24 protein-coding genes are annotated in these 21,558 nt (G+C 68.0%); 8 read left to right on the forward strand and 16 right to left on the reverse strand.

What is annotated here, in order from left to right; genetic code table 11:
• The 7 genes from N790_RS11315 to N790_RS15330 form a co-directional block, all read right to left on the reverse strand.
• A partial coding sequence (locus N790_RS11315; RefSeq protein WP_043804234.1) for a DUF4124 domain-containing protein occupies nt 1–226 on the reverse strand: 226 nt, incomplete at its 3' end.
• A 3-nt stretch (nt 227–229) separates the two neighbouring features.
• Nucleotides 230–2,212 carry a S9 family peptidase gene (locus tag N790_RS11320; protein ID WP_084062868.1) on the reverse strand — a complete coding sequence of 661 codons (1,983 nt, stop codon included), beginning with the start codon at nt 2,210–2,212 and terminating at the stop codon, nt 230–232.
• 62 nt (nt 2,213–2,274) lie between these two features.
• Nucleotides 2,275–3,903 (reverse strand): sensor domain-containing diguanylate cyclase, encoded by a 1,629-nt coding sequence (locus tag N790_RS15325; protein WP_052385893.1) that lies wholly within the window; start codon nt 3,901–3,903, stop codon nt 2,275–2,277.
• Between the two features lie 63 nt (nt 3,904–3,966).
• Entirely contained in the window at nt 3,967–4,725 is a 759-nt protein-coding gene (locus N790_RS11330) for an energy transducer TonB (RefSeq protein WP_043804235.1), read from the reverse strand.
• 25 nt (nt 4,726–4,750) lie between these two features.
• Nucleotides 4,751–5,539: a hypothetical protein gene (locus N790_RS11335; RefSeq protein WP_043804237.1), complete on the reverse strand. Its 789-nt coding sequence runs from the start codon at nt 5,537–5,539 to the stop codon at nt 4,751–4,753.
• An 80-nt stretch (nt 5,540–5,619) separates the two neighbouring features.
• The gene (locus N790_RS11340) at nt 5,620–6,423 is read right to left on the reverse strand and encodes an EcsC family protein (RefSeq protein ID WP_156970057.1); all 804 of its coding nucleotides are present in this window, start codon (nt 6,421–6,423) and stop codon (nt 5,620–5,622) included.
• Nucleotides 6,424–6,453: 30 nt separating this feature from the next.
• Nucleotides 6,454–7,206, reverse strand: coding sequence for an energy transducer TonB (locus tag N790_RS15330; RefSeq protein ID WP_052385894.1), 753 nt, complete (start codon nt 7,204–7,206; stop codon nt 6,454–6,456).
• A 115-nt stretch (nt 7,207–7,321) separates the two neighbouring features.
• Here N790_RS15330 and scpC point away from each other — a divergent pair, with 115 nt between their 5' ends.
• Nucleotides 7,322–8,833, forward strand: coding sequence for a succinyl-CoA:acetate CoA-transferase ScpC (gene scpC / locus N790_RS11355; protein ID WP_043804317.1), 1,512 nt, complete (start codon nt 7,322–7,324; stop codon nt 8,831–8,833).
• Nucleotides 8,834–8,868: 35 nt separating this feature from the next.
• Entirely contained in the window at nt 8,869–9,750 is an 882-nt protein-coding gene (locus N790_RS11360; RefSeq protein WP_043804243.1) for a diguanylate cyclase, read from the forward strand.
• A 14-nt stretch (nt 9,751–9,764) separates the two neighbouring features.
• Here the strand turns inward: N790_RS11360 and N790_RS11365 are convergent, their stop codons facing one another.
• On the reverse strand, nt 9,765–10,442 hold the full coding sequence (locus tag N790_RS11365) for a GNAT family N-acetyltransferase (RefSeq protein WP_043804245.1): 678 nt from the start codon (nt 10,440–10,442) through the stop codon (nt 9,765–9,767).
• Between the two features lie 55 nt (nt 10,443–10,497).
• Complete coding sequence (locus tag N790_RS16470) at nt 10,498–10,812, reverse strand: putative signal transducing protein (RefSeq protein WP_043804246.1); 315 nt, start codon at nt 10,810–10,812, stop codon at nt 10,498–10,500.
• A gap of 210 nt (nt 10,813–11,022) precedes the next feature.
• On the opposite strand from N790_RS16470, the gene N790_RS16475 reads away from it, so the two are divergent.
• Entirely contained in the window at nt 11,023–11,391 is a 369-nt protein-coding gene (locus N790_RS16475; RefSeq protein WP_043804248.1) for a cupredoxin domain-containing protein, read from the forward strand.
• Nucleotides 11,392–11,724: 333 nt separating this feature from the next.
• On the opposite strand, the gene phoU is transcribed toward N790_RS16475, so the two are convergent.
• From phoU to N790_RS11405, 7 genes are all read right to left on the reverse strand, one after another.
• Nucleotides 11,725–12,432 (reverse strand): phosphate signaling complex protein PhoU, encoded by a 708-nt coding sequence (gene phoU / locus N790_RS11380; protein WP_169742178.1) that lies wholly within the window; start codon nt 12,430–12,432, stop codon nt 11,725–11,727.
• A 30-nt stretch (nt 12,433–12,462) separates the two neighbouring features.
• On the reverse strand, nt 12,463–13,290 hold the full coding sequence (gene pstB / locus N790_RS11385) for a phosphate ABC transporter ATP-binding protein PstB (protein ID WP_211251990.1): 828 nt from the start codon (nt 13,288–13,290) through the stop codon (nt 12,463–12,465).
• A gap of 19 nt (nt 13,291–13,309) precedes the next feature.
• Nucleotides 13,310–14,248 carry a phosphate ABC transporter permease PstA gene (gene pstA / locus N790_RS11390; RefSeq protein ID WP_043804251.1) on the reverse strand — a complete coding sequence of 313 codons (939 nt, stop codon included), beginning with the start codon at nt 14,246–14,248 and terminating at the stop codon, nt 13,310–13,312.
• A complete protein-coding gene (gene pstC / locus N790_RS11395; RefSeq protein WP_084062871.1) occupies nt 14,248–15,192 on the reverse strand; it encodes a phosphate ABC transporter permease subunit PstC in 945 nt (314 codons plus the stop codon). The genes pstA and pstC overlap by 1 nt, the downstream gene beginning before the upstream one ends.
• 50 nt (nt 15,193–15,242) lie before the next feature.
• Nucleotides 15,243–16,307 carry a PstS family phosphate ABC transporter substrate-binding protein gene (locus N790_RS11400; RefSeq protein ID WP_043804254.1) on the reverse strand — a complete coding sequence of 355 codons (1,065 nt, stop codon included), beginning with the start codon at nt 16,305–16,307 and terminating at the stop codon, nt 15,243–15,245.
• A gap of 101 nt (nt 16,308–16,408) precedes the next feature.
• Nucleotides 16,409–16,846 (reverse strand): ArsR/SmtB family transcription factor, encoded by a 438-nt coding sequence (locus N790_RS15720; RefSeq protein ID WP_084062879.1) that lies wholly within the window; start codon nt 16,844–16,846, stop codon nt 16,409–16,411.
• 158 nt (nt 16,847–17,004) lie between these two features.
• A complete protein-coding gene (locus tag N790_RS11405; protein WP_156970051.1) occupies nt 17,005–17,193 on the reverse strand; it encodes a hypothetical protein in 189 nt (62 codons plus the stop codon).
• A 77-nt stretch (nt 17,194–17,270) separates the two neighbouring features.
• Between N790_RS11405 and N790_RS11410 the strand changes: the two genes are divergently transcribed.
• Genes N790_RS11410 through arsJ form a run of 5 tightly spaced genes read left to right on the forward strand, consistent with a single transcriptional unit; the run spans nt 17,271 to nt 21,515 of the window.
• Complete coding sequence (locus tag N790_RS11410) at nt 17,271–17,627, forward strand: ArsR/SmtB family transcription factor (protein WP_245593779.1); 357 nt, start codon at nt 17,271–17,273, stop codon at nt 17,625–17,627.
• A 5-nt stretch (nt 17,628–17,632) separates the two neighbouring features.
• Nucleotides 17,633–18,145, forward strand: a complete 513-nt coding sequence (locus tag N790_RS11415) for an arsenate reductase ArsC (protein ID WP_043804258.1) — start codon at nt 17,633–17,635, stop codon at nt 18,143–18,145.
• 41 nt (nt 18,146–18,186) lie between these two features.
• Nucleotides 18,187–19,248: an ACR3 family arsenite efflux transporter gene (arsB, locus tag N790_RS11420; RefSeq protein WP_052385895.1), complete on the forward strand. Its 1,062-nt coding sequence runs from the start codon at nt 18,187–18,189 to the stop codon at nt 19,246–19,248.
• A 21-nt stretch (nt 19,249–19,269) separates the two neighbouring features.
• Nucleotides 19,270–20,274 carry an ArsJ-associated glyceraldehyde-3-phosphate dehydrogenase gene (locus N790_RS11425; protein WP_043804260.1) on the forward strand — a complete coding sequence of 335 codons (1,005 nt, stop codon included), beginning with the start codon at nt 19,270–19,272 and terminating at the stop codon, nt 20,272–20,274.
• A 2-nt stretch (nt 20,275–20,276) separates the two neighbouring features.
• Nucleotides 20,277–21,515, forward strand: a complete 1,239-nt coding sequence (gene arsJ / locus N790_RS11430) for an organoarsenical effux MFS transporter ArsJ (protein ID WP_043804262.1) — start codon at nt 20,277–20,279, stop codon at nt 21,513–21,515.
• Nucleotides 21,516–21,558 lie beyond the last annotated feature (43 nt).

Here is a 21,558-nt window from a genome sequence, read left to right on the forward strand (position 1 = left end):
CGCGCCGGGCCTCGGCGTCGGCCAGCGCGGCGCGGGCCGCCAGCTCCTCGACGCTGGGGCCGGCCTCGGGCGTGGCGTCGCGCTTCCAGGCCTGCGTGCTGCCCGCCGGGCAGGGCTCGGACTGGATGCTCACCGCGCCCTTGGCGTCGGTGCACTTGTAGAGCGATTCGGCCGCCGCCGGCCCCGCGGCCAGCAGCGGCAGCACCAGGAAAATGACCGCGCGCACCGTTTACTCCGGCTTCGCTTCCGCGGCCGGGGCAGCCGGCGCGGCGTTCTTCAGGTGCGTGTCGAGGAAAGCCAGCATGCGGCCGTAACCCTCGATCTGGTTCTTCTTCTTCGAGAATCCGTGGCCCTCGTCGTCGAACACCACGTATTCCACCGGCACGCCGTTCTTTTGCACCGCCGCCACGATGTCGTCGCTCTCTGGCTTGATCACGCGCGGGTCGTTGGCGCCCTGCAAGACCATCAGCGGCACGTTGATCTTGTCGGCGTGGAACAGCGGCGAGGTTTCGATGAGGAAATCGCGCTGCGTCTCCGGGTTGCCGATCTCCTGGTACAGGGCCTCGCGGAAGCTTTCCCAGTAAGGCGGGATCGATTCCAGCGTGCGCAGCCAGTTCGACACGCCGAAGATGTTCACGCCCACCTTGAACTCGCCCGGCTGGAAGGCCAGGGCCGAAAGCACCATGTAACCACCGTAGCTGCCGCCGACGATGCCGATCTTGTCGTCGTCGACGTAATCGAGGGTCTGCAGGTACTTCTTGGCTTCCACCGTGTCCCACAGCGGCTCGCGGCCGTGCTTGCCGTCGTCGGCGGCGAAGAAGGTCTTGCCGTAGCCCGAGCTGCCGCGGTTGTTGATGCCAAGCACCACGTAGCCATGGTTGGCCAGGTACTGGATGAGCGCGGAATGCGCGCGCGTGGTCTGGCCGCCCGGGCCGCCGTGCACCCACACCAGGGCCGGCGCCGGGTTGTCGGCGCTGGCCTGGTGCGGCTTCCACAGGATGTTCGGGATGGCCATGCCGTCGAAGCTGGCGAAACGCACCACCGTGGAATCGACCAGGTCGGCGGGGTCGATGGCCGGGTTGAGCGAAGTGGTGAGCTGCTTGGGCTCGCCGCCGCCCAGCTCCAGCACGTACAAGTCGTTGGGCTGGCGGTCGCCGTTGAGGTAGAAGGCCAGGCGCTTCTCCGAGCGCGACACGCGCAGGTTGCGCACTTCGCCGGCCGGCATCTCGGGCAAGGCCACCTCGGTGCCGCCGGCCACGTCGAACAGCTGCACGCGGGTGCTGCCGTCCACGTTGGTGGCCACGGCCAGGTACTTGCCGCCGTGCGAGAAGCTGGCGTCGAAGATGTCCCAGTCGGCCGACTGCACCGGCTCGTGCTCCCAACTGCCCAGCTTCACGCGGCGCAGCTGCGCGAACTCGCCCTGGTCGTTCGCCGTGTAATACAGCCACTGACCGTCGGGGCTGAAGTCCTGGGCATCGAACGCGGCCTGGCCTTCATGCTGCGACACCTTGGTGGATTTGCCCGTGGCGAGCTCGACCAGGTGCAGGTCGCTGTCGTTGGTGGTGTTGGACTGGCCCAGCGCCAGCCACCTGCCGTCCTGCGACACCACGCTGGGCTCGTAGCCGTCCTTGTTCTCGTAAACCCGGGTGCGCTCGTAGGTCGTGGCGTCGTAGCGGTAGACGTCGAAGAAGCGCGCGTCGCGCTCGTTGGTGATGACGTGGAACGCACCGCCGTCGGCGGTGAAACCCAGGAACCCGGCCTTGAGGTTTTCGCCCGGGGTCAGGTCGCGTTCGCTGCCGTCGGCTTCGATCACGTAAAGGTGGTCGAGTTCGTTGCCGCCCTGGTCGCGGGTGACCAGCACGCGGTCGTCGGCCGGGAAATAGGACACGGCATAGACGTTGTCGGTTTCGGAGGCCGTCACCGCGGTCCACTCGCCGCCGGCCAGCGGCATCGAGTAGGCGTTCCATATCCCGCTCTTGTTGGAGGAGAACAGGATGCGCGACTCATCGGCGTTGAACGACGCGCCCGAGACGCCCGTGGACTCGATGAACTCCTCGATGCCGTACTGCCGGCTCGGGCGCGCCACTTCGGCGGGCGCCGCGGCGGCCTGGGTGCCCTGCCCGTCGGCGGGCGGCGTACCGGCGGGCTGGCAGGCGGCCAGGGACAGGGCCAGGGTGATGGCCAGCGGCAGGGCGGTACGGCGAAGGGTCATGGCTCGGGCTCCGGCGGGCGGTGTGAGGCCCCGACTTTACGCCTGTGCCCGGCGGGCCGCGATCAGTCCGCGGCTTCCACCCGGTTGCGGCCGCCGGCCTTGGCCCGGTAGAGCTGCCTGTCGGCGGCGTCCACCAGCGCGGTGGGCTCGCGGCCGCGCACGGGCGCGCAGGTGGCCACGCCCAGGCTGATGGTGACCACGCCGGTGGCTGGGTTGCCCTCGTGCGGCAGGGCCAGCGCCTGCACCCGCTGCCGCAGCGATTCGGCCACGGCGCGGGCGGCGGCCTCGTCGGCGCCCGGCAGCACCACCACGAATTCCTCGCCGCCGTAACGCGCCACCAGGTCGCCGCCCTGGCGCACGCCGGCCTGCAGCGCCGCCGCCACCTGCTGCAGGCAGGCGTCGCCGGCCACGTGGCCGTACTGGTCGTTGTAGCGCTTGAAGAAATCGATGTCGGCCATGACCACCGACAGCGGGCCGCCGCTGCGCAACGCACGCTCCCATTCGCGCAGCAGCGCCTCGTCGAAGGCGCGGCGGTTGGCGATGCGGGTCAGGCCGTCGGTGGCGGACAGTTCGCGCAGGCGCGCCTCGAGCTCCTTCTGCGCCGAGACGTCGTGCAGCACGACGACGAAATGCGCGATCCCACCGTCCTCGCCCCGCACCACCTCGGCTAGGGCACTGACGGGGTAGCGGGTACCGTCGGGACGCGTGCCCCACACTTCGTCCTCCCAGTGGTCGCCGGCGTTGATCGCGGCCATGACGCGCGACATCAGGGCCGGTTCCTGCGCCAGGGTCGGCGGGAGCTGGCCGACGACGTCCACGGCGCGGCGGCCGGTGAGGCGCTCGAAGGCAGGGTTCACGCTGACCACGTGCATCCGGGGGTCGAGCACCATGATGGCTTCGCTGGTGTGGCGCACCACGATGTCGGCCAGGCGCAGGCCTTCCTGGGCCTGTTCGAGTTCGCGCAGCTGTTCGGCGAGGCGTTGGCCCAGCCTGGCCATCCGTTGAGCCGCCTGCCGCTGCAGCTGCAGACCCACCAGGAACAGCGCCACCAGCGCCAGCACCAGGCCGGCGATGGTGAGGCCGAAGCTGCGGTAACGCGCCTGGGTGTCGAGCCAGGAATCCTGTTCGATGTCGATGCCCAGGACGGCGATGAGCCGGCCGTCGGCGTCATTCACCGGCGTGAGCGCGCTGACGAAACTTCCCCACTCGTCCTGCACGACGCCCGAGAAGACCGGGCGGCCGGTTTCGACCACGTTTCGAAGTTCGTACGAGGGGCCCTCGTACACGTCGCCCGGCGCCGAGTAGTCGGACGAGTCCGGATCTTCGGCGTCGGCCAGGAACACGAAGCGGTCGCTGCGCCCGGGCAGCGGACGCATCAGGTAGACGAAGCGGAATTCCGGGTTGGCATCGCGCACGCTGCGCAGGTCGGCGCGAACGGCGTCGTGCGCGGGGCTGCCGGCGTCGGCGGGCTGGCCGCGCAGCGCGGCGACTTCGCCGGGCTGGAGCAGCGCGGCGGCCGTATTCACCACGCCCAGGCCATGCTGCTGCTCGACGCGCTCGCCGAACTCCACCATCTGGTCGACGAACCAGGCCGAGGCCGCCAGCGTCACCAGGAACAACAGGCCACCCAGCCACAGCGGGCTGCGGGAGTTCGCGGGCGGCGGCGGTCCGGCGGGATCGGGGTCGGCCATGCCCCGAGTGTATCCGCCGGGGGCGCCAATGCCAGCGCCGCGGGGCGGCCCCGGGACGGGGCGTCAGGGGGCCTGCGTGGCGTCCGGCAGGGCTTCGCGGGGCCTGGCCAGCTGCACGTCGGCATCCTGCGGCGCGGGGCGGGCGTCGTCCGGGGCCGAGACGTCAAGCGGCCAGGCCTCGCAGCTGGCCTGGGGGCAGAAGGTAACCGGCACCAGCACGCGCGTGGCCAGCGGCTGGCCGTCCACTTCCTCGACGGCGAAAGTCCATTTCGCCACGGCACGCAGCACGGCCTTTTCGAAGGACGCGCGGCGCGCGGCGTCATCCGAGGGCTCGCCATTGCGCGCCAGCGCCACCCGCTCGATGCGTGAGTTGGCCATGTCCACCTTGCCGTCGGCCCGGATGGACAACAACGCCAGCACGCCGGCGCCATAGCCCGCGCTGGCGGCGATGCCCGGGAAGGGCACGCGGCGGCGCTTGTCGAAGGCGGCCGAGCCGCCGCTGATGCCTTCCAGCCTGGCCAGGTAATCGCCATTGCCGTCCGGCTCGAAGCGCATCTTCAGCGTCAGCGAAGTGCGGCTGGGCACCGCCACGCCGCCCTTGCGGGCCGGTTCGAATTCCACCTTGCGGGCGGTGTCGTCGAGCAGGGCGCGGATGGGCCTGGGCACCTCGCCCAGCATATCGGCGTCGGTCACGCGGCCGCTGGCGTCCACGGACACGTGGGCGGAGTAGTACTCGACCTTGCTGCGCGGTGCAGCCCCGGGCGCGGCGGCGAAGGCTGGCAGGGCGAGCGAGAGCAGCAGGAGGGGAAACGTCGCTTTCATCGGATGTCCTGTGTCAGTTCCGGTTTCAGGCCGCCGGCACCGCGGGCGCGGGCAGGTTCGGTTGGGCCAGGCGGATGCCCGCGTCCACGGGCGCCGGGCGCGCCAGTCCCGCGGTGACTTTCCGGCTCCATTCGTCGCAGGACCGGCGTGCCTGCGCGCCGGTGGCCGTGGCCCCTTCGAGGCAGAGCGTGACGGGCACGCGAAGTTCGGTGCTGACTGCCACGCCGTCCACTTCCTCGAGGATGAAGGACCAGCCCTGCAGGGCTTCCAGCAGCGCCTCGCGCAGGTCCCGCTGCTGGCGCGTGCTGGCGCCTTCCACCAGGCGGTCGCCGCGGTAGAACTCGATGCGTTCCACCGACGAGGCCGCCACGTCGGCCTTGCCGTCGGGGCGGGTGCGCACCACCACCACGGCCAGTACGTTCCTCCCCGCGCGCACGATGGCGGCCGGGAACTTCGGCGCCTGGGTGGTCGCCGCGTAAGTGCCGCCGCCCGTCACCTCAAGCACCTCGGCGCGGTAGTCGTCGCCGTCGGGCGTGAACTTCATGCGCAGCTGCAGCGAGGTGCGGCTGGGCACCGGCACGCCATCGCGCAGCGCGGGTTCGAAAGGGATGCGCGCGGCCGATTCGGACACCAGGGCGTGGAAGGCCACGGGCGTGTCGTCGATGAATTCGGTGCCGGTCACGCGGCCTTCCGCGTCCACGCTGACGCGCACGTTGAAGCGGTGTTCGAAGGTCTTGCCGGCGGTGGCCTGGGCCTGGGCCGTCAGCACCAACGCCAACGCGAGCAGCAGGCTCGCCAGCAGCGGGTGTTTCATCGGGCTTCCTCCTGGAGTTCGATCGTCGGGAAGACCTTAGCGGCAATTTTCCCGGCCCGCGTCGCGATTGTCCTGTATCGCTAACGGGATGAGCGGCTCGAAGCGGCCGGTGCCAGCGCAGCATAAGCCGCGCGCACGGCCAGTTCGCCGTGCTTGCGCTCGAGGCGGCGCACGATGAAATGCCCGCGCGCGGCCTGCTGGAAATGGCTGATGAAGACGAGGTTGAGCGTGGCGCCGCTGGCCGCGCCCACCAGCGGCGCGGCCTGGGCCAGGGCCTTCTGCGTGACCGGGATGGAGAAGCGGCTGGCCACGCCCTGGATCAGCTTCACCATGGCGGGCGCGGCGCCGCTGCCCATGCCGGCGGCGACGTAGCGCGTGGCGGCCGTCACCTGCTGCGCCAGCGCGGCGCGGGTGGCGAAGTAGCCCGATTCGGCGCCGTCGTCGTCGCTGCGCGCGCCGCCCAAGGCCAGCACTTCCAGGCAGGCGATGCGGGTGCCCGGATCGGCCGGCGATTCGCCTTCGCTGCGGGCGATGTCGGCGATCGAGCGCAGCATGGCCGTGGTGGTGAGCGGCAGCTCCACCAGCAGGCCCGGCAGGCCGAAGAAGCCACCGACGGCTCCGGTGCCCGCCACGGCGGCCTTGTGCAGGCGCGGGCTGGCGGCGGCGCCGGGCGTGCCTTCGCGCAGGGTCAGCAGCGCGGCGCGGAAGGCGGTTTCCACGGCCTTGCGCGCGGCGCGGTCGAGCAGGCGCTGGGCCGGTCCGGGCAGGCGCCCGAGCATGCCTTCGATGGGCGCGCCAATCACGTTCGCCAGTTGCACCGCGAGCCCCGGCGATTCGAGCAGCGCGCGGGCGCGCTCGAGCTCGGCCTGGTCGGCCGGCGGCAGCGGCCACAGGATGTCACCCATGCGCGCGGGTCAGTCCCGGAAGCCGTCGCCGCGCGGGGTGCCGCGGCGCACCGCGCGGATCTCCAGCGCCGGCAGGTAGCCGTCCTGGCCGGGCGCACCGGGCCGGCCTTCGGGCAGGGGCGCGGGCGGGAAACCAACCGCCGGCATCGGCGCATCGAACGTGGTCTTCGCCAGCACGATGGGCAGGCGCACCAGGCTCGCCACCGGCTCGCCGCCCACCTGCTCGGGTTCGAAGCGCCAGCGCGCGATGGCCAGCCGGGCCACGCCGAGGTGGGCACGGGTGGCATGGCGCACGCCCTGCGCTTCGACGTTCGCGGGCACGCCCTCCGGCGTCACGGTGAAGGCCACCACCAGGGCGATGGGATCTCCGGTGCCCAGCGCCAGGCGTGGCGTTTCCCGCAGCAGCGGCTTGGGCCCGAGCTGGGTGCCTTCTAAGCCCACGTGGTAGTCGTCGCCCTGCAGGTGGCGAATCACGACGCGGGCGGTGAGCCAGCTGCGGCTGGGCGCGGGCTTGCCGTCGCGCGTCGCCGGCACGAAGGCCGCCGACTGCAGCTGTTCGGTCAGCGTCGGCTGCAGCACCGGCGGCACCTTGGCGGCGGGATCGAACTCGAACGCCGTCATGCGGCCCTGCGCCGAGATTTCGATCCAGCCGACCAGCGGAAGCTTGCGCACTTCCCCGGCGGGCGCGTCCGCCGCCTGCGCCGCCAGCGACGGCAACCACAGCAGGAAGGCGCAGGCGATCGAGCGGAACCATGGGTTCATGTCGGGGCATCCAGGGCAAGAGGGCTGCCCCCAGTCTGGCAAAAAACGTATCGTTCCGCCTGCGGCGTCGCCCCGGGTGCGCGGCATGGCCGACCATGGCACCGAGGTGAATGAAATGACCGAACGCATCCGCTGCCCCGCCCTGCTGGCGCGGCTCAAGACCGCCGACGAAGCCGCCGCGCTGATCGGCCCCGGCGACACCGTGGCCATGAGCGGCTTCACCGGCGCGGGCTACCCGAAGGCCGTGCCCGGCGCGCTGGCGAAACGCATCGAGGCCGCGCACGCCGCCGGCCAGCCCTTCCAGGTGCGCGTGCTCACCGGCGCCTCGACCGCGCCCGAACTCGACGGCGCGCTCGCCCGCGCCCAGGGCATGGAGCTGCGCCTGCCCTACCAGTCCGACCCCACCGTGCGTACGCAGATCAACGCCGGCGAGATGGATTACCTCGACATCCACCTCAGCCACGTCGCCCAGCACGCCTGGTTCGGCTTCTTCGGCGAGATCGACGTGGCGGTGGTCGAGGTCGCCGGCATCCTCGAGGACGGCCGCCTGGTGCCTTCCTCGTCGGTGGGCAACAACAAGACCTGGCTCGAGCAGGCCAGGCGCGTGGTGCTGGAAGTGAACCGCTGGCAGCCGGCCGCGCTCGAAGGCATGCACGACATCTACTACGGCACCGCGCGCCCGCCCGAGCGCAAGCCCATCCCGCTGCTCGCGCCGGGCGACCGCATCGGCGAACCCTACCTGCGCGTGGACCCGGACAAGGTGGTGGCGGTGGTGGATACCGACGCACCCGACCGCAATTCGCCCTTCTCGCCGCCCGACGCCGATTCGAAGGCCATCGCCGGGCACCTGCTGGAATTCCTGCGCCATGAGGTGTCGCGCGGACGGCTCACGCCCAACCTGCTGCCGCTGCAGTCGGGCGTGGGCAACATCGCCAATGCCGTGCTGGCGGGCCTGGCCGAGGGCGGGTTCCGCGACCTGAGCGCCTTCACCGAGGTGATCCAGGACGGCATGCTGGGCCTGCTCAAGTCCGGCGTGCTCAAGCTGGCCTCGGCCACCTCGTTCTCGCTCAGCCCCGCGGGCATCGAGGAGTTCAATGCGCACGTGGGCTTCTACCGCGAGCGCATCGTGCTGCGTCCGCAGGAAATGTCGAACCACCCGGAACTGATCCGGCGCCTGGGCTGCATCGCCATGAACGGCATGATCGAGGCCGACATCTACGGCCACGTGAACTCCACGCACGTGGCCGGCACCAAGATCATGAACGGCATCGGCGGCAGCGGCGATTTCGCCCGCAACGGCTACCTGTCGGTGTTCATGTCGCCCAGCACGGCCAAGGGCGGCGCCATTTCCTCGATCGTGCCCATGGCCAGCCACGTCGACCACACCGAACACGACGTGATGGTGCTGGTGACCGAACAGGGGCTGGCCGACCTGCGCGGACTGTCGCCCAAGCAGCGCGCGCGGTTGGTGATCGAGCACTGCGCGCACCCGGACTTCCGGCCGATGCTGCAGGACTACTTCGACCGCGCCTGCCGCGACAGCGCCGGCAAGCACACGCCGCACCTGCTGGGCGAGGCGCTGTCGTGGCATGATCGGCTCGTCCGTACGGGAAGCATGCGGCCCTAGCCGCGACCTGGCCGGACACCATCCCCGGGGGAAGGATGTCAGACCAGGCACACCGCGCCGCGGACGCCATCGCCGAGCTCGACGCGGCGATGGACGTGCACCTCGACTGGACGCGGCGCGTCCTGCGCTGCGCCCTCACCCGCGAACCGCCCGGCGAGCAGATGCTCGCGCCCGACGCCCACGAGCGCTGCCATTTCGGCCACTGGCTGGCCAGGACCCTGCCCGAACTGGAGCGGCTGGACGCCAGGAAGGCGCACCAGCTGGCGGCACTGCACCGGCGGATGCACGATGCGATCCGCGTCCTGTGCGGGAACGTGCTGGAAGGCCACCCCGGCGATGGCGCGGCGCTCGCCAACTTCGAAGAGGCGCAGGCCGGGCTGGTGCAGCGCCTGGCGAGCTTCAAGACGCGCATCCTGGCCGAAGCCGTGCGCCTCGATCCGCTCACCGGGCTGCCGCTGCGCTACAGCCTCGAGGGCGAGTTCGTGCTCAGCCAGCGCCACGCCCGTCGCAGTGGCTCGCTCTTCTTCGTGGCGATGTTCGACATCGACCATTTCAAGCAGGTCAACGACATCCATGGCCACCTCGTCGGAGACCTCGCCCTGCGCCACCTGGCCGACACCCTGCGGCGGATCCTGCGGCCCAGCGACCGGCTCTATCGTTACGGCGGCGAAGAGTTCCTGCTGCTGATGCTGGCCGAGGACACCGCCGAAGCCGAGGCCGCGATCGAACGCTTCCTGCATGCCGTGCGCAACTCGCCGGTGGCCCTGCCGGGCCAGGTGGCGCTACCGCAGCGCGTGACCATCGGCCTGGCCCAGGTGGCCCACGGCGAAACGCTGGAGCAAGCCGTGGAGCGCGCCGACCGGGCGCTCTACGAGGGCAAGCACGCGGGCCGCGACCGCTACGTCCTGGCCCGCTGAGGCCGCAGCCGCGCTCAGCCGCGCCGCAGCGCCGAAAACGCCAGCCCGGCGCGGTGCCGGAAGCCCATGCTTTCGTAAAGCCCGAGCGCACGCGTGTTCGAGGGGCTCACGTGCAGGAAGGGCTGCAGCCCGCCGGCCAGCAGGTCGTTGCACAGGAAGGCGGTGAGCCGGCGCGCATGGCCGCGGCCCAGGTGTTCGGGGTGGGTGCAGATGGCGCTGACTTCGCGGAAGCCCGGCGGGCCCATGCGCTCGCCGGCGATGGCCGCCAGGCGGCCGTTTTCGTACATGCCGAAGTAGCGGCCCATCGCCATGGCGCGTGGACGGAAGTAGTGCGGGTACACCAGCGCGATCAGCTCCAGCAGGTCGGCGCGGCGGTCTTCGCCCAATTCGACGATCTCGGGCCCCGGCGTTTCCGCCAGCGGCTCCGGGCAATGCATCTGCACCAGCGTGAACTGCGGCTCGAGCACGAAGCCCGGTGGCAGCGCCGGGTGCGGGCCGATCACCAGCGCGGTGTCGCCGGGCGGCAGCAGGGCTTCGAGCGCCGCGGCGTCGGCGTGGCCGTCGCGCGGCACGCCCAGGAAAGGGGCAATGTCGGCCGGGTAACGCAGCACTTCGCCGTGTGCGAGCGCGAGGCCGCGGTGGCGGTTCGCCAGCGAATCAAACGCGGGGTTGTCGAGCGGGTGCGGGGCCATGGCGGCCAGTGTGGCGGGGCGGGCCGGGCCGGGGATGTGTCGGAAGTCGCGCCGCTCAGGCCGGCAGGTCGGGGTCGCCGGGCGTGAAGCTGATTTCCTCGATCTCGTCGAAGGCCTTGCTGTCGAGCAGGCCGTCGTCGAACTCGAACTCCTCGGGGGCCGGGGCGGTCTGCCATTCCTGCACCAGCAGGCGGGCCTCGTCGGCCTCGTCGCTCTCCACCACCACGCGGATCTGCGGCGTGGTGGCCAGGGCGCCGGACGGGTCGGCCACCTGCGGGCCGAAGATGTGGGCAGCGATGCCCGAGGTGACCAGCAGCTCCTGCACCAACTGCGCGTCCAGTTCGTTCTGGGCGATGTAAACGGGAATCACGGCCGGTCCATCCTGCGAAGGGTCCGGGGAGACATTGGGACGCCGTTTCACGCGTGAAACTGTGAACTCCGTCACATTTTGCAAGGGTTTCGGGCAGGTGGTGCCTGGGGGCTGACCAGCGGAGCCCGGTCCTCCGGCATAGGCGAAGTGCGGCCAGTGAACGTATCCTTCACGGGGCGCTCCTTCAGGGGGAGCGGGAGCCACCGCCTTGTGAATACGCTCAAAGCCATCAACGCGCAGGTCACCGCGCCCCAGGAAAGTCCCGACGCGATCCCGCTCACCCTCAAGCCGGGTGACCCGGTATACGTGCGCCACGCCCACCCGGACCGCCCGGGTTACGTCTGGGCCGAAGACGGCCAGCTCAGCGCCGGCTGGGTGCCGCTGGACCTGATCGACATGAACTCCGGCCGCCCCCAGGCCAAGGCCGAATACTGCAGCGCCGAACTCACCGTGGAACCCGGCGACACCGTGCGCCTGATCTGGGAAGACCCCAAGCACGGCGCCTGCTGGTGCGAAGACCGCCACAGCGAGCGTGGCTGGATCCGCAACGAGCGGCTGGCGTTCGAGCAGAAAAACTGACGCCGCCCGGAGGCGGCGTCAGGTTGTGCGATTAGGCATAAGGCACTACCAGCCACCTTGCCACCGCTGGGCTGGCTCTGAACGGGCGTTTCCCAACGCGACTGAATGTGAGGCAAAAGGCACTATTTCCGCCTGGCAGGGAAGGCAAAAGACGCTATTTTCCCCTTCACGACCAAAACCATATTAAAATCAACGCCATACAATTGACGCTCGGCAGCTCCGGCACAGGCGATGCCCCGCCAACCCAAGCCCTTGAGTGGCAACAATCGAGCTTGATGCACAGAACAGTAGACATCACTGCTCCATAGCAACCGGTGGTGCCAACCGCCTAGATCATTCCGCCTCGCGCGGAAGCAGTGTGGCGAGCAGGCTGCTTTCGTCGTTCTTGGCGCGATCCGGCACATTATCCGGACCGCTGACGAGATAGACCACGTTCTCGGCGATATTGGTGGCGTGGTCACCGATTCGCTCGATGTTCTTCGCGACGAACAGCAGGTGGACCATGTCCAGCGTTTTGGCTCCCGGCGCGGACATGTGCTGCACGATGTCGCGGAAAAGCGCCGTGTGCAGCTCGTCGAGCGTGGCGTCCTGCGCCAGCACCTGTTGAGCCAGCGCGGCATCCTGGGCACCGAACGCCTCCAGGCTGTCACGCAACTGGGAAAGTGCCAGTTCCACCATCCGGTGCAGCCCAACCAGCATGCCTTCCGGCAGCCTTGACGGCATTACCGCGATCGCACGCTTGGCGATGTTGCTGGCCAGGTCCCCGGCACGCTCGAGATTGGCGGCAATGCGCAGGGCGGCCATGACGTGCCGAAGGTCCACCGCGAGCGGCTGGCGTCGGGCGATCAGGTTGATGGCGTCATTCTCGATTCGCTCGGCATCACGGTCGAGAGCCTCATCGCCAGCGCGGACCTCGTCGGCAAGAAGCGCGTCTGAAAGATCAAGCGCGCGGACCGCGTTGGCGACCTGCTCTCCGACGCGACGGCCAAGGTCACCGACCTGCTCGGTGATCGCGCGGAGCTCCAGGTCGAAGGCTTGCACTATGTGAGTGGTCATGGCGACGTCCTGGTGTCAGCCGAAGCGGCCGGTGATGTATTCCTGGGTCTTCTGGTGCTGCGGCTGCGTGAAGAACTTGTCCGTTGGCCCATACTCGATCATCTGCCCAAGATGCATGAAAGCGGTGAAGTTCGAGATGCGGGCCGCCTGTTGCATGTTGTGGGTCACGATGACGATTGTGTAGTCGTTGCGAAGCTCATCCACCAGTTCTTCGATACGCGCGGTTGCAATGGGGTCGAGGGCCGACGTGGGCTCGTCGAACAGGATCATTTCCGGGTTGGGCGCCAAGGCCCTGGCGATGCACAGGCGCTGCTGCTGGCCGCCCGAGAGTCCATAGGCCGACTGGGTGAGGCGGTCCTTGACCTCCTCCCACAGGGCCGCCTGTCGCAGGGCATGCTCGACCCGCTCGCTGACCACGGCCTTGTTGCGGATCCCTCGAATGAGAAGACCGGAAGCCACGTTGTCGTAGATGGATTTCGGGAAGGGATTGGGCTTCTGGAACACCATGCCGATGCGCAGACGGACCTGCATCGGGTCGACGTCCTTGCCCACGACATTCATGTCCTCGGGAAACAGCTGGATGCGCCCTTCGTAACGGTTACCCGGATACAGGTCGTGCATCCGGTTGAAGCAACGCAGGAGGGTGCTCTTGCCGCAGCCGGAAGGACCGATCAGTGCCGTGACCTGGCGGTCAGCGATCGCCAGGTTGACGTCCTTGAGCGCCTGGAAGTCGCCGTAGAAGAAGTTCAGCCCCTCGACCTGGGCACGATAGGTGATGTCATCCGGCGCCGGGGTGCGGGCCGAGGCCAGGGCGGTGGGCGGGGCGAAAACGACAGGATTCATGAGAGCTCCAGACATGGTCTCAGCGCATCTGCCGGCGCAGACGGTAGCGTAGCCAGATGGCGAACCCGTTCATGACCAGTGTCATGGCGAGCAGGATCAGACCAGTCGCGGCAGCGTTGATGTGGAAGCCGGCCTGCGGCCGGGACACCCAGTTGAACATCTGGATCGGCATCACCGTGAACGGCGAGTCGAGCCAGTCGAAGTTGACGAACGGGAAGGTCTCCTGGACCGGTGACGGCGGCAGGAAGGCGATGAAGGTCAGCGCACCGATGGTGATGATGGGCGCGGTCTCACCGATGGCACGGGACATGCCTACAATGGCGCCGGTCAGGATGCCGGGGCGCGCCGCCGGCAGCAGGTAGCCGCTGACGGTCTGCCACTGATCGGCGCCCAGGCCAAACGATGCCTCGCGTATTTCCTGCGGGATGGCGCGCAGGGACTCCCGGGTGGCCACGATGATGATCGGAAGGATCAGCAACGCCAGGGTCATGCCAGCCACCAGAATGGTCTGGCCGAGGTCCATCGTCTGCACGAACAGGCCCAATGCCAGCAGGCCATAGATGATCGACGGCACGCCGGCCAGGTTGGTGACGTTGATCTCGATGAAGTCCGTACCCCAGTTCTTGGGTGCGTATTCCTCCAGGTAGACGCCCGCCGCCACGCCCATCGGCACCGCCAGCGCGGCCGTGACAATCATCACGAGCGTGGTGCCGACCCACGCCGACAGAATGCCGGCACTGGCGGGGCGACGCGACGGGTAGTTGGTGAAGAAGTCGCCATCGATCCGCCCCGCGCCATCAACCATGAAGTCCGCGATCAGTGCGCACAGGAGTAACAGCGATCCCACCAGGACGATGACGCCGACCACGGCAAACACGCCATCGGACCATTTGGCCCGGCGAAGCAGGCTCGCCTCGCTGTAGCCGTCGAAGCGGCTGGACGAGAGGGGAGAAGCCATCAGTACGCCTCCCGGTAGCGGCGCCGCAACCAGAACGCCAGGATGTTGAAGGAAAAGGTCAGCAGGAAAAGAGTCAGGCCCGCCGCGAAGATTGTCAGGTAGGCGATAGAACCGTGAGGCAGATCGCCCATGCTCAACTGCACGATGTAGGACGTGATCGTCGCCGCGCCCTCCATCGGGTTGGTGGCTATCTTGGCCTGCTGACCAGCAGCAATGGCCACGACCATGGTTTCACCAACCGCGCGGGACATGCCCAGCAGGTAGGCGGCAGTGATGCCGGAGAACGCACCCGGCACCACGACCCGCAAGCCAGTCTGCAACCGCGTGAAGCCCAGAGCATACGCCCCCTCGCGCAAGCTGTTGGGCACGGCACGCATCGCGTCTTCGCTCACGGAGACGATGTAGGGCAGGATCATCAGGCCGATCACGATGCCCGGCACGAGCAGGTTGAAGCGTGCCAGGCCGGGGATGAATTCCTGGAAGATCGGCGTGAGGAACAACAAGGCGAAGTAGCCGAAAGCCACGGTCGGCACGCCGGCGATCAGCTCGAGGAAGGGCTTGACCACTTCGCGTATCCGGGGTTTCGCATACTCGCTCAGATATATCGCCAGCACGGTTCCGGCCGGGACGGCGACCGCCAGGGCGATCAGGGTGGTCATGAGCGTGCCCGAGAGCAGGGTCATGATCCCGAAATGCTTGTCCTCGAACACCGGCGTCCACTGGGTGTCGGTGAGGAAGTCCCAGAGGGAGACCTGGGCGAAGAATCGGATGCTCTCGCTGAGCAGGACATAGATGATCCCGGCCGTCACGAGCACGGACAGTGCGGCGGCCAGGAACAGCACCACGCGGACCGATCGGTCAATCAGGCGTCGCCGATGCAGAAAGGCGGCTGTCGGGACCAGACGGATAGGGGAGTGATTCGTGGCAGGGGACGGCGCGCTCATGGCAGGCTCCGAGGAATGCGGCGGCGGGATCCGCCGCCGCATCCGTCCGGTCAATAGACCAGCTTTTCCTTGAGCAGATCTTCGATCGAGACACCGATCTTGGACCCGTCGAACCCGGTGCCGATCTCACGGCGGGCGAAGCGCTCGCGCACCATCGCCTGCGCCGACTCCGGCATCGGCACATAGCCGACTTCCGCCACCAGCTCCGCCGCGTTGGCCGAGTCGAGGTAGAAGTCGACAAAGCGCGCGACTTCCGGGCGCTCATCTGCGGCCTTCTTGCTCACGTAGATGAAGATCGGACGCGACAGCGGCTGGTAGGTGCCGTTGCGGGCGTTTTCGACGCTCGGCTCGACCGCGGCCGCATCGGCGGTGGCCTTGATCCGGACGCCCTTGAGCTTGTCCTGGTTCTCGGTGTAGTACGCCAGGCCGAAGAAGCCCAGGGCGTTGATGTCACCCGACACGCCCTGGACCAGCACGTTGTCGTCCTCGGACGCCGTGAAGTCACCGCGGCTGGAGTGTTCCTTGCCCACGACCGCCGCCGTGAAGTAATCGTACGTACCCGAATCCACGCCCGCCCCGTAGAGCACCAGCGGCGCATCCGGGAAGCCCTCACGGACCTGGTTCCAGTTCATGATCTTGCCCTGGGCTTCTGGCACCCAGACCTGCTGAAGTTCCTGGATGGTCATTTCCTCGGCCCAGGTGTTCTGCGGGTTGACCACCACCGTCAGGGCATCGAGCGCGATCGGCAGTTCGATGTACTCGACGCCGGCGGCCTTGCAGGCCTCCTTCTCCTCGGCCTTGATCGGCCGGGACGCGTTGGAGATGTCGGTCTCGCCGCGGCAGAACTTCTTGAAGCCGCCGCCGGTACCCGACAGGCCCACGGTGACGTTGACGTCCGGATTGGCGTTCTGGAACTCCTCAGCCATCGCCTCGGTGACCGGGAAGACCGTTGAAGAGCCGTCGGTGGTCACCAGCGCCTTGCTTGTGGGCTGCGCCGCGGCCGGCGCCGCAGCGGAATCGGCCGGGGCATTCGCCGCCGGGGTCGCGTTGTCCTGGCTGCAGGCCGTCACGGCGAGAATCGCCGCCGCCAGCACGCTGTATCGCTTGAGTTTCATGAGGCATCTCCGACAGGAAGTGAGGGTGATCGGGAAAGGTTCAGTGCAAGGTCCGGCAGGCCGCGTGCGAGCGTTCCGACGAGGAAGATGCCCCGCGCGGCCTAGTTGGATCGGGGTCCGTACGACCCTGCCAGGGCGCTCGAAGGCGTCGCCAAAGCCGAGGTCCCTGTCCCGGCTTGGCAGCGCTCCGGACGTCCCTGGCAGCAGTCGTGGGTGAGGAAGCCCAGCAGGTGGTTCAATCGGTCCACGCACGCGCGGTACTGGATGAAGCGACCCTGGTGACGTCCCTGGACCAAGCCCGCCCGGCTCATGACGGCCAGATGGTTGGACAGGGTGTTGTGCCGCAAACCCATCTGTCGAGCCAGTTCACCTGCCGTCAGCCCCTCGGGCTCCTGGCGGGCGAGCCGACGAAACACGTCCAGCCGCGCGGAGCTCCCCAATGCCCGCAGCGCCGCCAGCGTGGGCGCTGCTTCCGCGGCGAAGTCAGCCAGTAGTTCGGATGACTCGTCTTTGGACGGTGCATCGGGTTGGTCAGTCATGCGCCACTCCCTGCTAGGTTTCCGGCAGCCGTCCATCGGCTCCCGGTCCTGTCGATGTGTCAGGACACGTCGACATGGCGCGAACCTTAGGTCCATCGCGTGACCCTTTGATGACACCCGATCCTGGCGCGGTCCCTGCTGACCTAGGTCGCGCATAGTCACGGCTGTTTCCCCCGTGAAGTCTGCTCGGACGAACGGTGGGCAGCCCGATCCAGCCACCAGTACATGACGTCGACCGCTGCCACCCCACCCAATCCGGCCAGCACGAACGCCGCAATGCCGGCCGATGGCGCAACGCCCGTGGCGCGCTGCGCCCAGGTGACCACCGCGCCGACGAAGCAGAACATGAGCACTCGCAGGACCACGATGGACCTTCGCGCCAGTTGTCATTTAGGTGTATTTCTACCATACTAGAACCATGGAAATGAAGCATGCCGTGACCGCGCTGGCCGCCCTGGCCCAACCCTCTCGCCTGTTGGTTTTCCGCCACCTGGTCGAACTGGCCCCGGAAGGCGCCCACCCGGGTGACATCGCAGCGCGGCTCGAGATGCCGCCCAACACCTTGTCCTTCCACCTCAAGACCCTGTCCCAGGCGGGCCTGATCGACGCCGAGCAAAGCGGCCGGTTCATCCGGTACCGGGCCAACATCGCGGGTATGCAGGCGTTGGTCGGCTTCCTGACCGAGACCTGCTGTGGCGGTGACCCCGGCCAGTGCATCCCGACGGTCGCCCTGCCAATGCCGGCGGTGAACCGCCGGCGCGCTGCCTCTTTGGCGTCCTGAACGCCATGAACGTCCTGTTCCTTTGCACCGGCAATTCGGCGCGCAGCATCCTGTGCGCAGCGACGCTCAATCATCTGGGAAGGCCCCGTTTTCGCGCCTACAGCGCCGGCAGCCAGCCCGCGGGGCGTGTCCACCCCGAGGCCTTGGCGGAGCTGGCCCGGCGCGGCATTGAGGCCCACGACGCCCGCAGCAAGTCCTGGGACGAATACACCGGGCCGGACGGCCCGGCCTTCGATCTGGTTGTCACGGTGTGCGACAGCGCCGCCGCCGAGTCCTGCCCCGTGCTCTTCGGCGACTTCGCCAAGGCGCACTGGGGGCTGCCCGATCCGGCCGCGGTCGCAGGTGACCCGGCGACGATCCGCGAAGCCTTCTCGCGCACCCAGGACGTGATCGAAAAGCGGCTTGCCGCCCTGGTGGTACTGCCCGCGGACAACCTGACCCCGCAAACCTTGCCGCAAGCACTGGCCGCCATCGCCGAACGCGTTCCGGCGGTTGCATTGGTGGGTGGATCGCCGTGACCCATGCCGCTGATCCGTCTGTTGCGCCAACGCGCCGCCGCATGCCGGTTTTCGAGCGCTACCTGACCGCGTGGGTGCTGCTGTGCATGGCGGCAGGCACCGGGCTGGGGTTCGTGTTCCCCGGTGTGTTCGCACAGCTGGGGTCCGCCGAAATCGCCAAGGTCAATCTGCCGGTGGCGGTGCTGATCTGGCTGATGATCATCCCGATGCTGCTCAAGATCGACTTCGGCGCCATGCGCCAGGTGGGTCAACACTGGCGCGGCATCGGCGTTACCGTCTTCGTCAACTGGGCCATCAAGCCCTTCTCCATGGCCTTCCTGGCCTGGCTATTCATCCGCCATCTGTTTGCGCCCTACCTGCCAGCCGAACAGATTGATGCCTATGTGGCGGGCTTGATCCTGCTTGCAGCCGCCCCCTGCACGGCGATGGTCTTCGTCTGGAGCGGGCTATGCGGTGGGGACGCGAAGTTCACGCTCAGCCAGGTCGCGCTCAACGATCTGATCATGGTGATTGCGTTCGCCCCCATCGTCGGCCTGCTGCTGGGGATCTCGGCGATCACGGTGCCCTGGGCCACCTTGATGCTCTCGGTGGCCCTCTACATCGTCTTGCCGGTCATCGTGGCGGTCTTGTGGCGCCGCCGGGTCATCGCCCGCGGCGGGGAGAAGGCCCTGGAGTCCCTGTTGGCGCGGCTGGGGCCGCTCTCGCTGGGCGCGCTCCTGGTCACACTGGTCCTGCTGTTCGGCTTCCAAGGGCGGCAGATCATCCAGCAGCCCCTTATCATCGGTTTGCTCGCGGTACCGATCCTGATCCAGGTCTACTTCAACGCGGGTCTGTCTTACCTGCTCAATCGCCGGTTTCGCGTCGCCCACTGCGTTGCCGGTCCTTCGGCGCTGATCGGCGCCAGCAACTTCTTCGAGTTGGCCGTCGCCACGGCAGTGGCTGTGTTTGGCGTGCACTCCGGCGCTGCTCTGGCCACGGTGGTAGGCGTGCTGGTCGAAGTCCCGGTCATGCTGTCTGTCGTCTACCTGGTCAACCGTACCCGACCCTGGTACGAGGCCGGAGCCGAGCCAATTCCTCCCGCGGCGTCCAAGCAATTGCCGTAACCACTACCCCGGAGCAACCCCATGAGTTTGAAAGTTGGCATCAACGGTTTCGGCCGGATGGGCCGCCTCACCCTTCGCGCTGCCTGGGGTGACCCGACGCTGGATTTCGTCCATATCAACGATCCAGCCGGTGACCCCAAGACCCTGGCGCACCTGTTAAATTTCGATTCCGTGCACGGACGCTGGGACCGCGAGGCCATCGCCGACGGCGACGCGATCGTAGTGGACGGCAAGCGAATTCCGGTCTCCCGCAACAAGGACGTCGCGGCGACCGACTGGTCGGGTTGCGATGTCGTCATCGAGGCATCGGGAAAGTTCCGCAAGCCCGACGTGCTGCAACCTTACCTCGACCAAGGGGTGAAGCGCGTGGTGGTGACCGCGCCAATCAAGACCGCCGGCACGCTCGACATCGTGATGGGGGTCAACCACGGTCGGTTCGATTCCCAAGTGCACCGCATCGTCTCCGCAGCATCCTGCACGACCAACTGCCTCGCGCCGGTGGTCAAGGTCATCCACGAGCAGATCGGCATCCGCCACGGCAGCCTGACCACGATCCACAGCCTCACCAATACGCAGACCATCGTCGATGCGCCCCACAAGGACCTGCGCCGGGCGCGCTCCTGCGGCAGCAGCCTGATCCCGACGTCCACGGGCTCGGCCACTGCGATCGCCGAGATCTTTCCCGAACTCAAGGGCCGCCTGGACGGCCACGCCGTACGCGTGCCGCTGACCAACGCCTCGCTGACCGACTGCGTGTTCGAGGTCGAGCGCACCACGACCGTCGAGGAGGTCAATGCGCTGCTCAAGGCCGCTGCCGAAGGCGAACTCAAGGGCATCCTCGGCTACGAGGAACGCCCGCTGGTCTCGATCGACTACCTGCACGACCCGCGCTCGGCCATCGTCGATGCCCTCTCCACGCTGGTCATCAACGGCACCCAGGTGAAGATCTACGCCTGGTACGACAACGAATGGGGCTACGTGAACCGTACGGCCGAACTCGTGCGACTGGTCGGCAGCGCGGGCTGACCATGCTCTCCCGCCTCGCACCCGGAGTCCGTCAGTACCTGGCCATCACCGGGAACTACTGGGCGTTCACCCTGACCGACGGCGCCCTGCGCATGCTGGTCGTTCTGCACTTCCACCAGCTCGGCTATTCGCCGCTGCAGGTGGCGATGCTATTCCTGTTCTACGAGATCTTCGGCGTCATCACCAACCTGGTCGGCGGGTGGCTCGGGGCGCGCATCGGCCTGAACCGGACGATGAACCTGGGGCTTGCACTGCAGGTGATCGCGCTGGCCCTGCTGACGCTTCCGGCGGCGTGGCTGACAGTGCCGCTGGTGATGGGCGCCCAGGCGCTGTCCGGCATCGCCAAGGATCTCAACAAGATGAGCGCCAAGAGCAGCATCAAGCTGCTGGTGCCCAACGATCAACAAGGGGCACTGTACCGCTGGGTCGCTGCGCTGACCGGCTCGAAGAACGCGCTCAAGGGCGTGGGCTTCTTCCTGGGCGGTGCGCTGCTTACCGCCGTCGGCTTCGCGCCGGCGATCGCGATCATGGCGGCCGGCTTGGCAGTTGTGTGGCTGCTCAGCATGGTGCTGCTGAAGCGTGACCTGGGGAAAGCGAAAGCCAAGCCGAAGTTTCGCGACATCTTCTCCAAGAGCCGCGCGATCAACCAGCTGTCGGCCGCGCGCATGTTCCTGTTCGGCGCCCGCGATGTCTGGTTCGTGGTGGCCCTGCCGGTGTTCCTGGCCGCTTCGCTGGGGTGGGATTTCTGGCAGGTCGGCGGCTTCCTCGCAGCCTGGGTGATCGGCTATGGCGTGGTGCAATCGCTGGCGCCGTACGTGACCGGCCGCCGAAGCGGCAAGGTCCCCGATGGCCACTCGGCGCTGGGTTGGGCGAGCGTACTCGCGGTGGTGCCTGCGGCGATGGCGATATTGTTGCTGCAGGGCCAGTCGCCGCAGCTGGTGCTGATCGCGGGACTGACCGTGTTCGGCGTGCTGTTCGCGATCAACTCCTCGCTGCACAGCTATCTGATCGTCAGCTACGCGGCCGAGGACGGCGTCTCGCTCGATGTCGGCTTCTACTACATGGCCAACGCGATGGGCCGGTTGCTGGGCACGGTGCTGTCAGGCTGGGTGTTCCAGCGCTTTGGATTGGCCGCCTGCCTGATGGTGTCGGCGGGGCTGGTCGCGATCGCAGCCTTGGCCTCGGTCACATTGCCGCGGCACGACCGTGAGGATGTAGTCCCACCACGCGACATGGTCTAGTCCCGCATCTCGTTTGGAAACATCAACTTAGGCAGGATTCGGC

Source organism: Arenimonas malthae CC-JY-1 (assembly GCF_000747075.1).
GTDB classification, from domain to species: domain Bacteria; phylum Pseudomonadota; class Gammaproteobacteria; order Xanthomonadales; family Xanthomonadaceae; genus Arenimonas; species Arenimonas malthae.

What these genes read in the sequence shown, in the direction of transcription:
- N790_RS11320 (WP_084062868.1), bottom strand. Translation starts at nt 2,212, where the DNA reads ATGACCCTTCGCCGTACCGCCCTGCCGCTGGCCATCACCCTGGCCCTG.
- N790_RS15325 (WP_052385893.1), bottom strand. Translation starts at nt 3,903, where the DNA reads ATGGCCGACCCCGATCCCGCCGGACCGCCGCCGCCCGCGAACTCCCGC.
- N790_RS11330 (WP_043804235.1), bottom strand. Translation starts at nt 4,725, where the DNA reads ATGAAAGCGACGTTTCCCCTCCTGCTGCTCTCGCTCGCCCTGCCAGCC.
- N790_RS11335 (WP_043804237.1), bottom strand. Translation starts at nt 5,539, where the DNA reads ATGAAACACCCGCTGCTGGCGAGCCTGCTGCTCGCGTTGGCGTTGGTG.
- N790_RS15330 (WP_052385894.1), bottom strand. Translation starts at nt 7,206, where the DNA reads ATGAACCCATGGTTCCGCTCGATCGCCTGCGCCTTCCTGCTGTGGTTG.
- scpC (WP_043804317.1), top strand. Translation starts at nt 7,322, where the DNA reads ATGACCGAACGCATCCGCTGCCCCGCCCTGCTGGCGCGGCTCAAGACC.
- N790_RS11360 (WP_043804243.1), top strand. Translation starts at nt 8,869, where the DNA reads ATGTCAGACCAGGCACACCGCGCCGCGGACGCCATCGCCGAGCTCGAC.
- N790_RS11365 (WP_043804245.1), bottom strand. Translation starts at nt 10,442, where the DNA reads ATGGCCCCGCACCCGCTCGACAACCCCGCGTTTGATTCGCTGGCGAAC.
- pstB (WP_211251990.1), bottom strand. Translation starts at nt 13,290, where the DNA reads ATGAATCCTGTCGTTTTCGCCCCGCCCACCGCCCTGGCCTCGGCCCGC.
- pstA (WP_043804251.1), bottom strand. Translation starts at nt 14,248, where the DNA reads ATGGCTTCTCCCCTCTCGTCCAGCCGCTTCGACGGCTACAGCGAGGCG.
- pstC (WP_084062871.1), bottom strand. Translation starts at nt 15,192, where the DNA reads ATGAGCGCGCCGTCCCCTGCCACGAATCACTCCCCTATCCGTCTGGTC.
- N790_RS11400 (WP_043804254.1), bottom strand. Translation starts at nt 16,307, where the DNA reads ATGAAACTCAAGCGATACAGCGTGCTGGCGGCGGCGATTCTCGCCGTG.
- N790_RS15720 (WP_084062879.1), bottom strand. Translation starts at nt 16,846, where the DNA reads ATGACTGACCAACCCGATGCACCGTCCAAAGACGAGTCATCCGAACTA.
- N790_RS11405 (WP_156970051.1), bottom strand. Translation starts at nt 17,193, where the DNA reads ATGTTCTGCTTCGTCGGCGCGGTGGTCACCTGGGCGCAGCGCGCCACG.
- N790_RS11410 (WP_245593779.1), top strand. Translation starts at nt 17,271, where the DNA reads ATGAAGCATGCCGTGACCGCGCTGGCCGCCCTGGCCCAACCCTCTCGC.
- N790_RS11415 (WP_043804258.1), top strand. Translation starts at nt 17,633, where the DNA reads ATGAACGTCCTGTTCCTTTGCACCGGCAATTCGGCGCGCAGCATCCTG.
- arsB (WP_052385895.1), top strand. Translation starts at nt 18,187, where the DNA reads ATGCCGGTTTTCGAGCGCTACCTGACCGCGTGGGTGCTGCTGTGCATG.
- N790_RS11425 (WP_043804260.1), top strand. Translation starts at nt 19,270, where the DNA reads ATGAGTTTGAAAGTTGGCATCAACGGTTTCGGCCGGATGGGCCGCCTC.
- arsJ (WP_043804262.1), top strand. Translation starts at nt 20,277, where the DNA reads ATGCTCTCCCGCCTCGCACCCGGAGTCCGTCAGTACCTGGCCATCACC.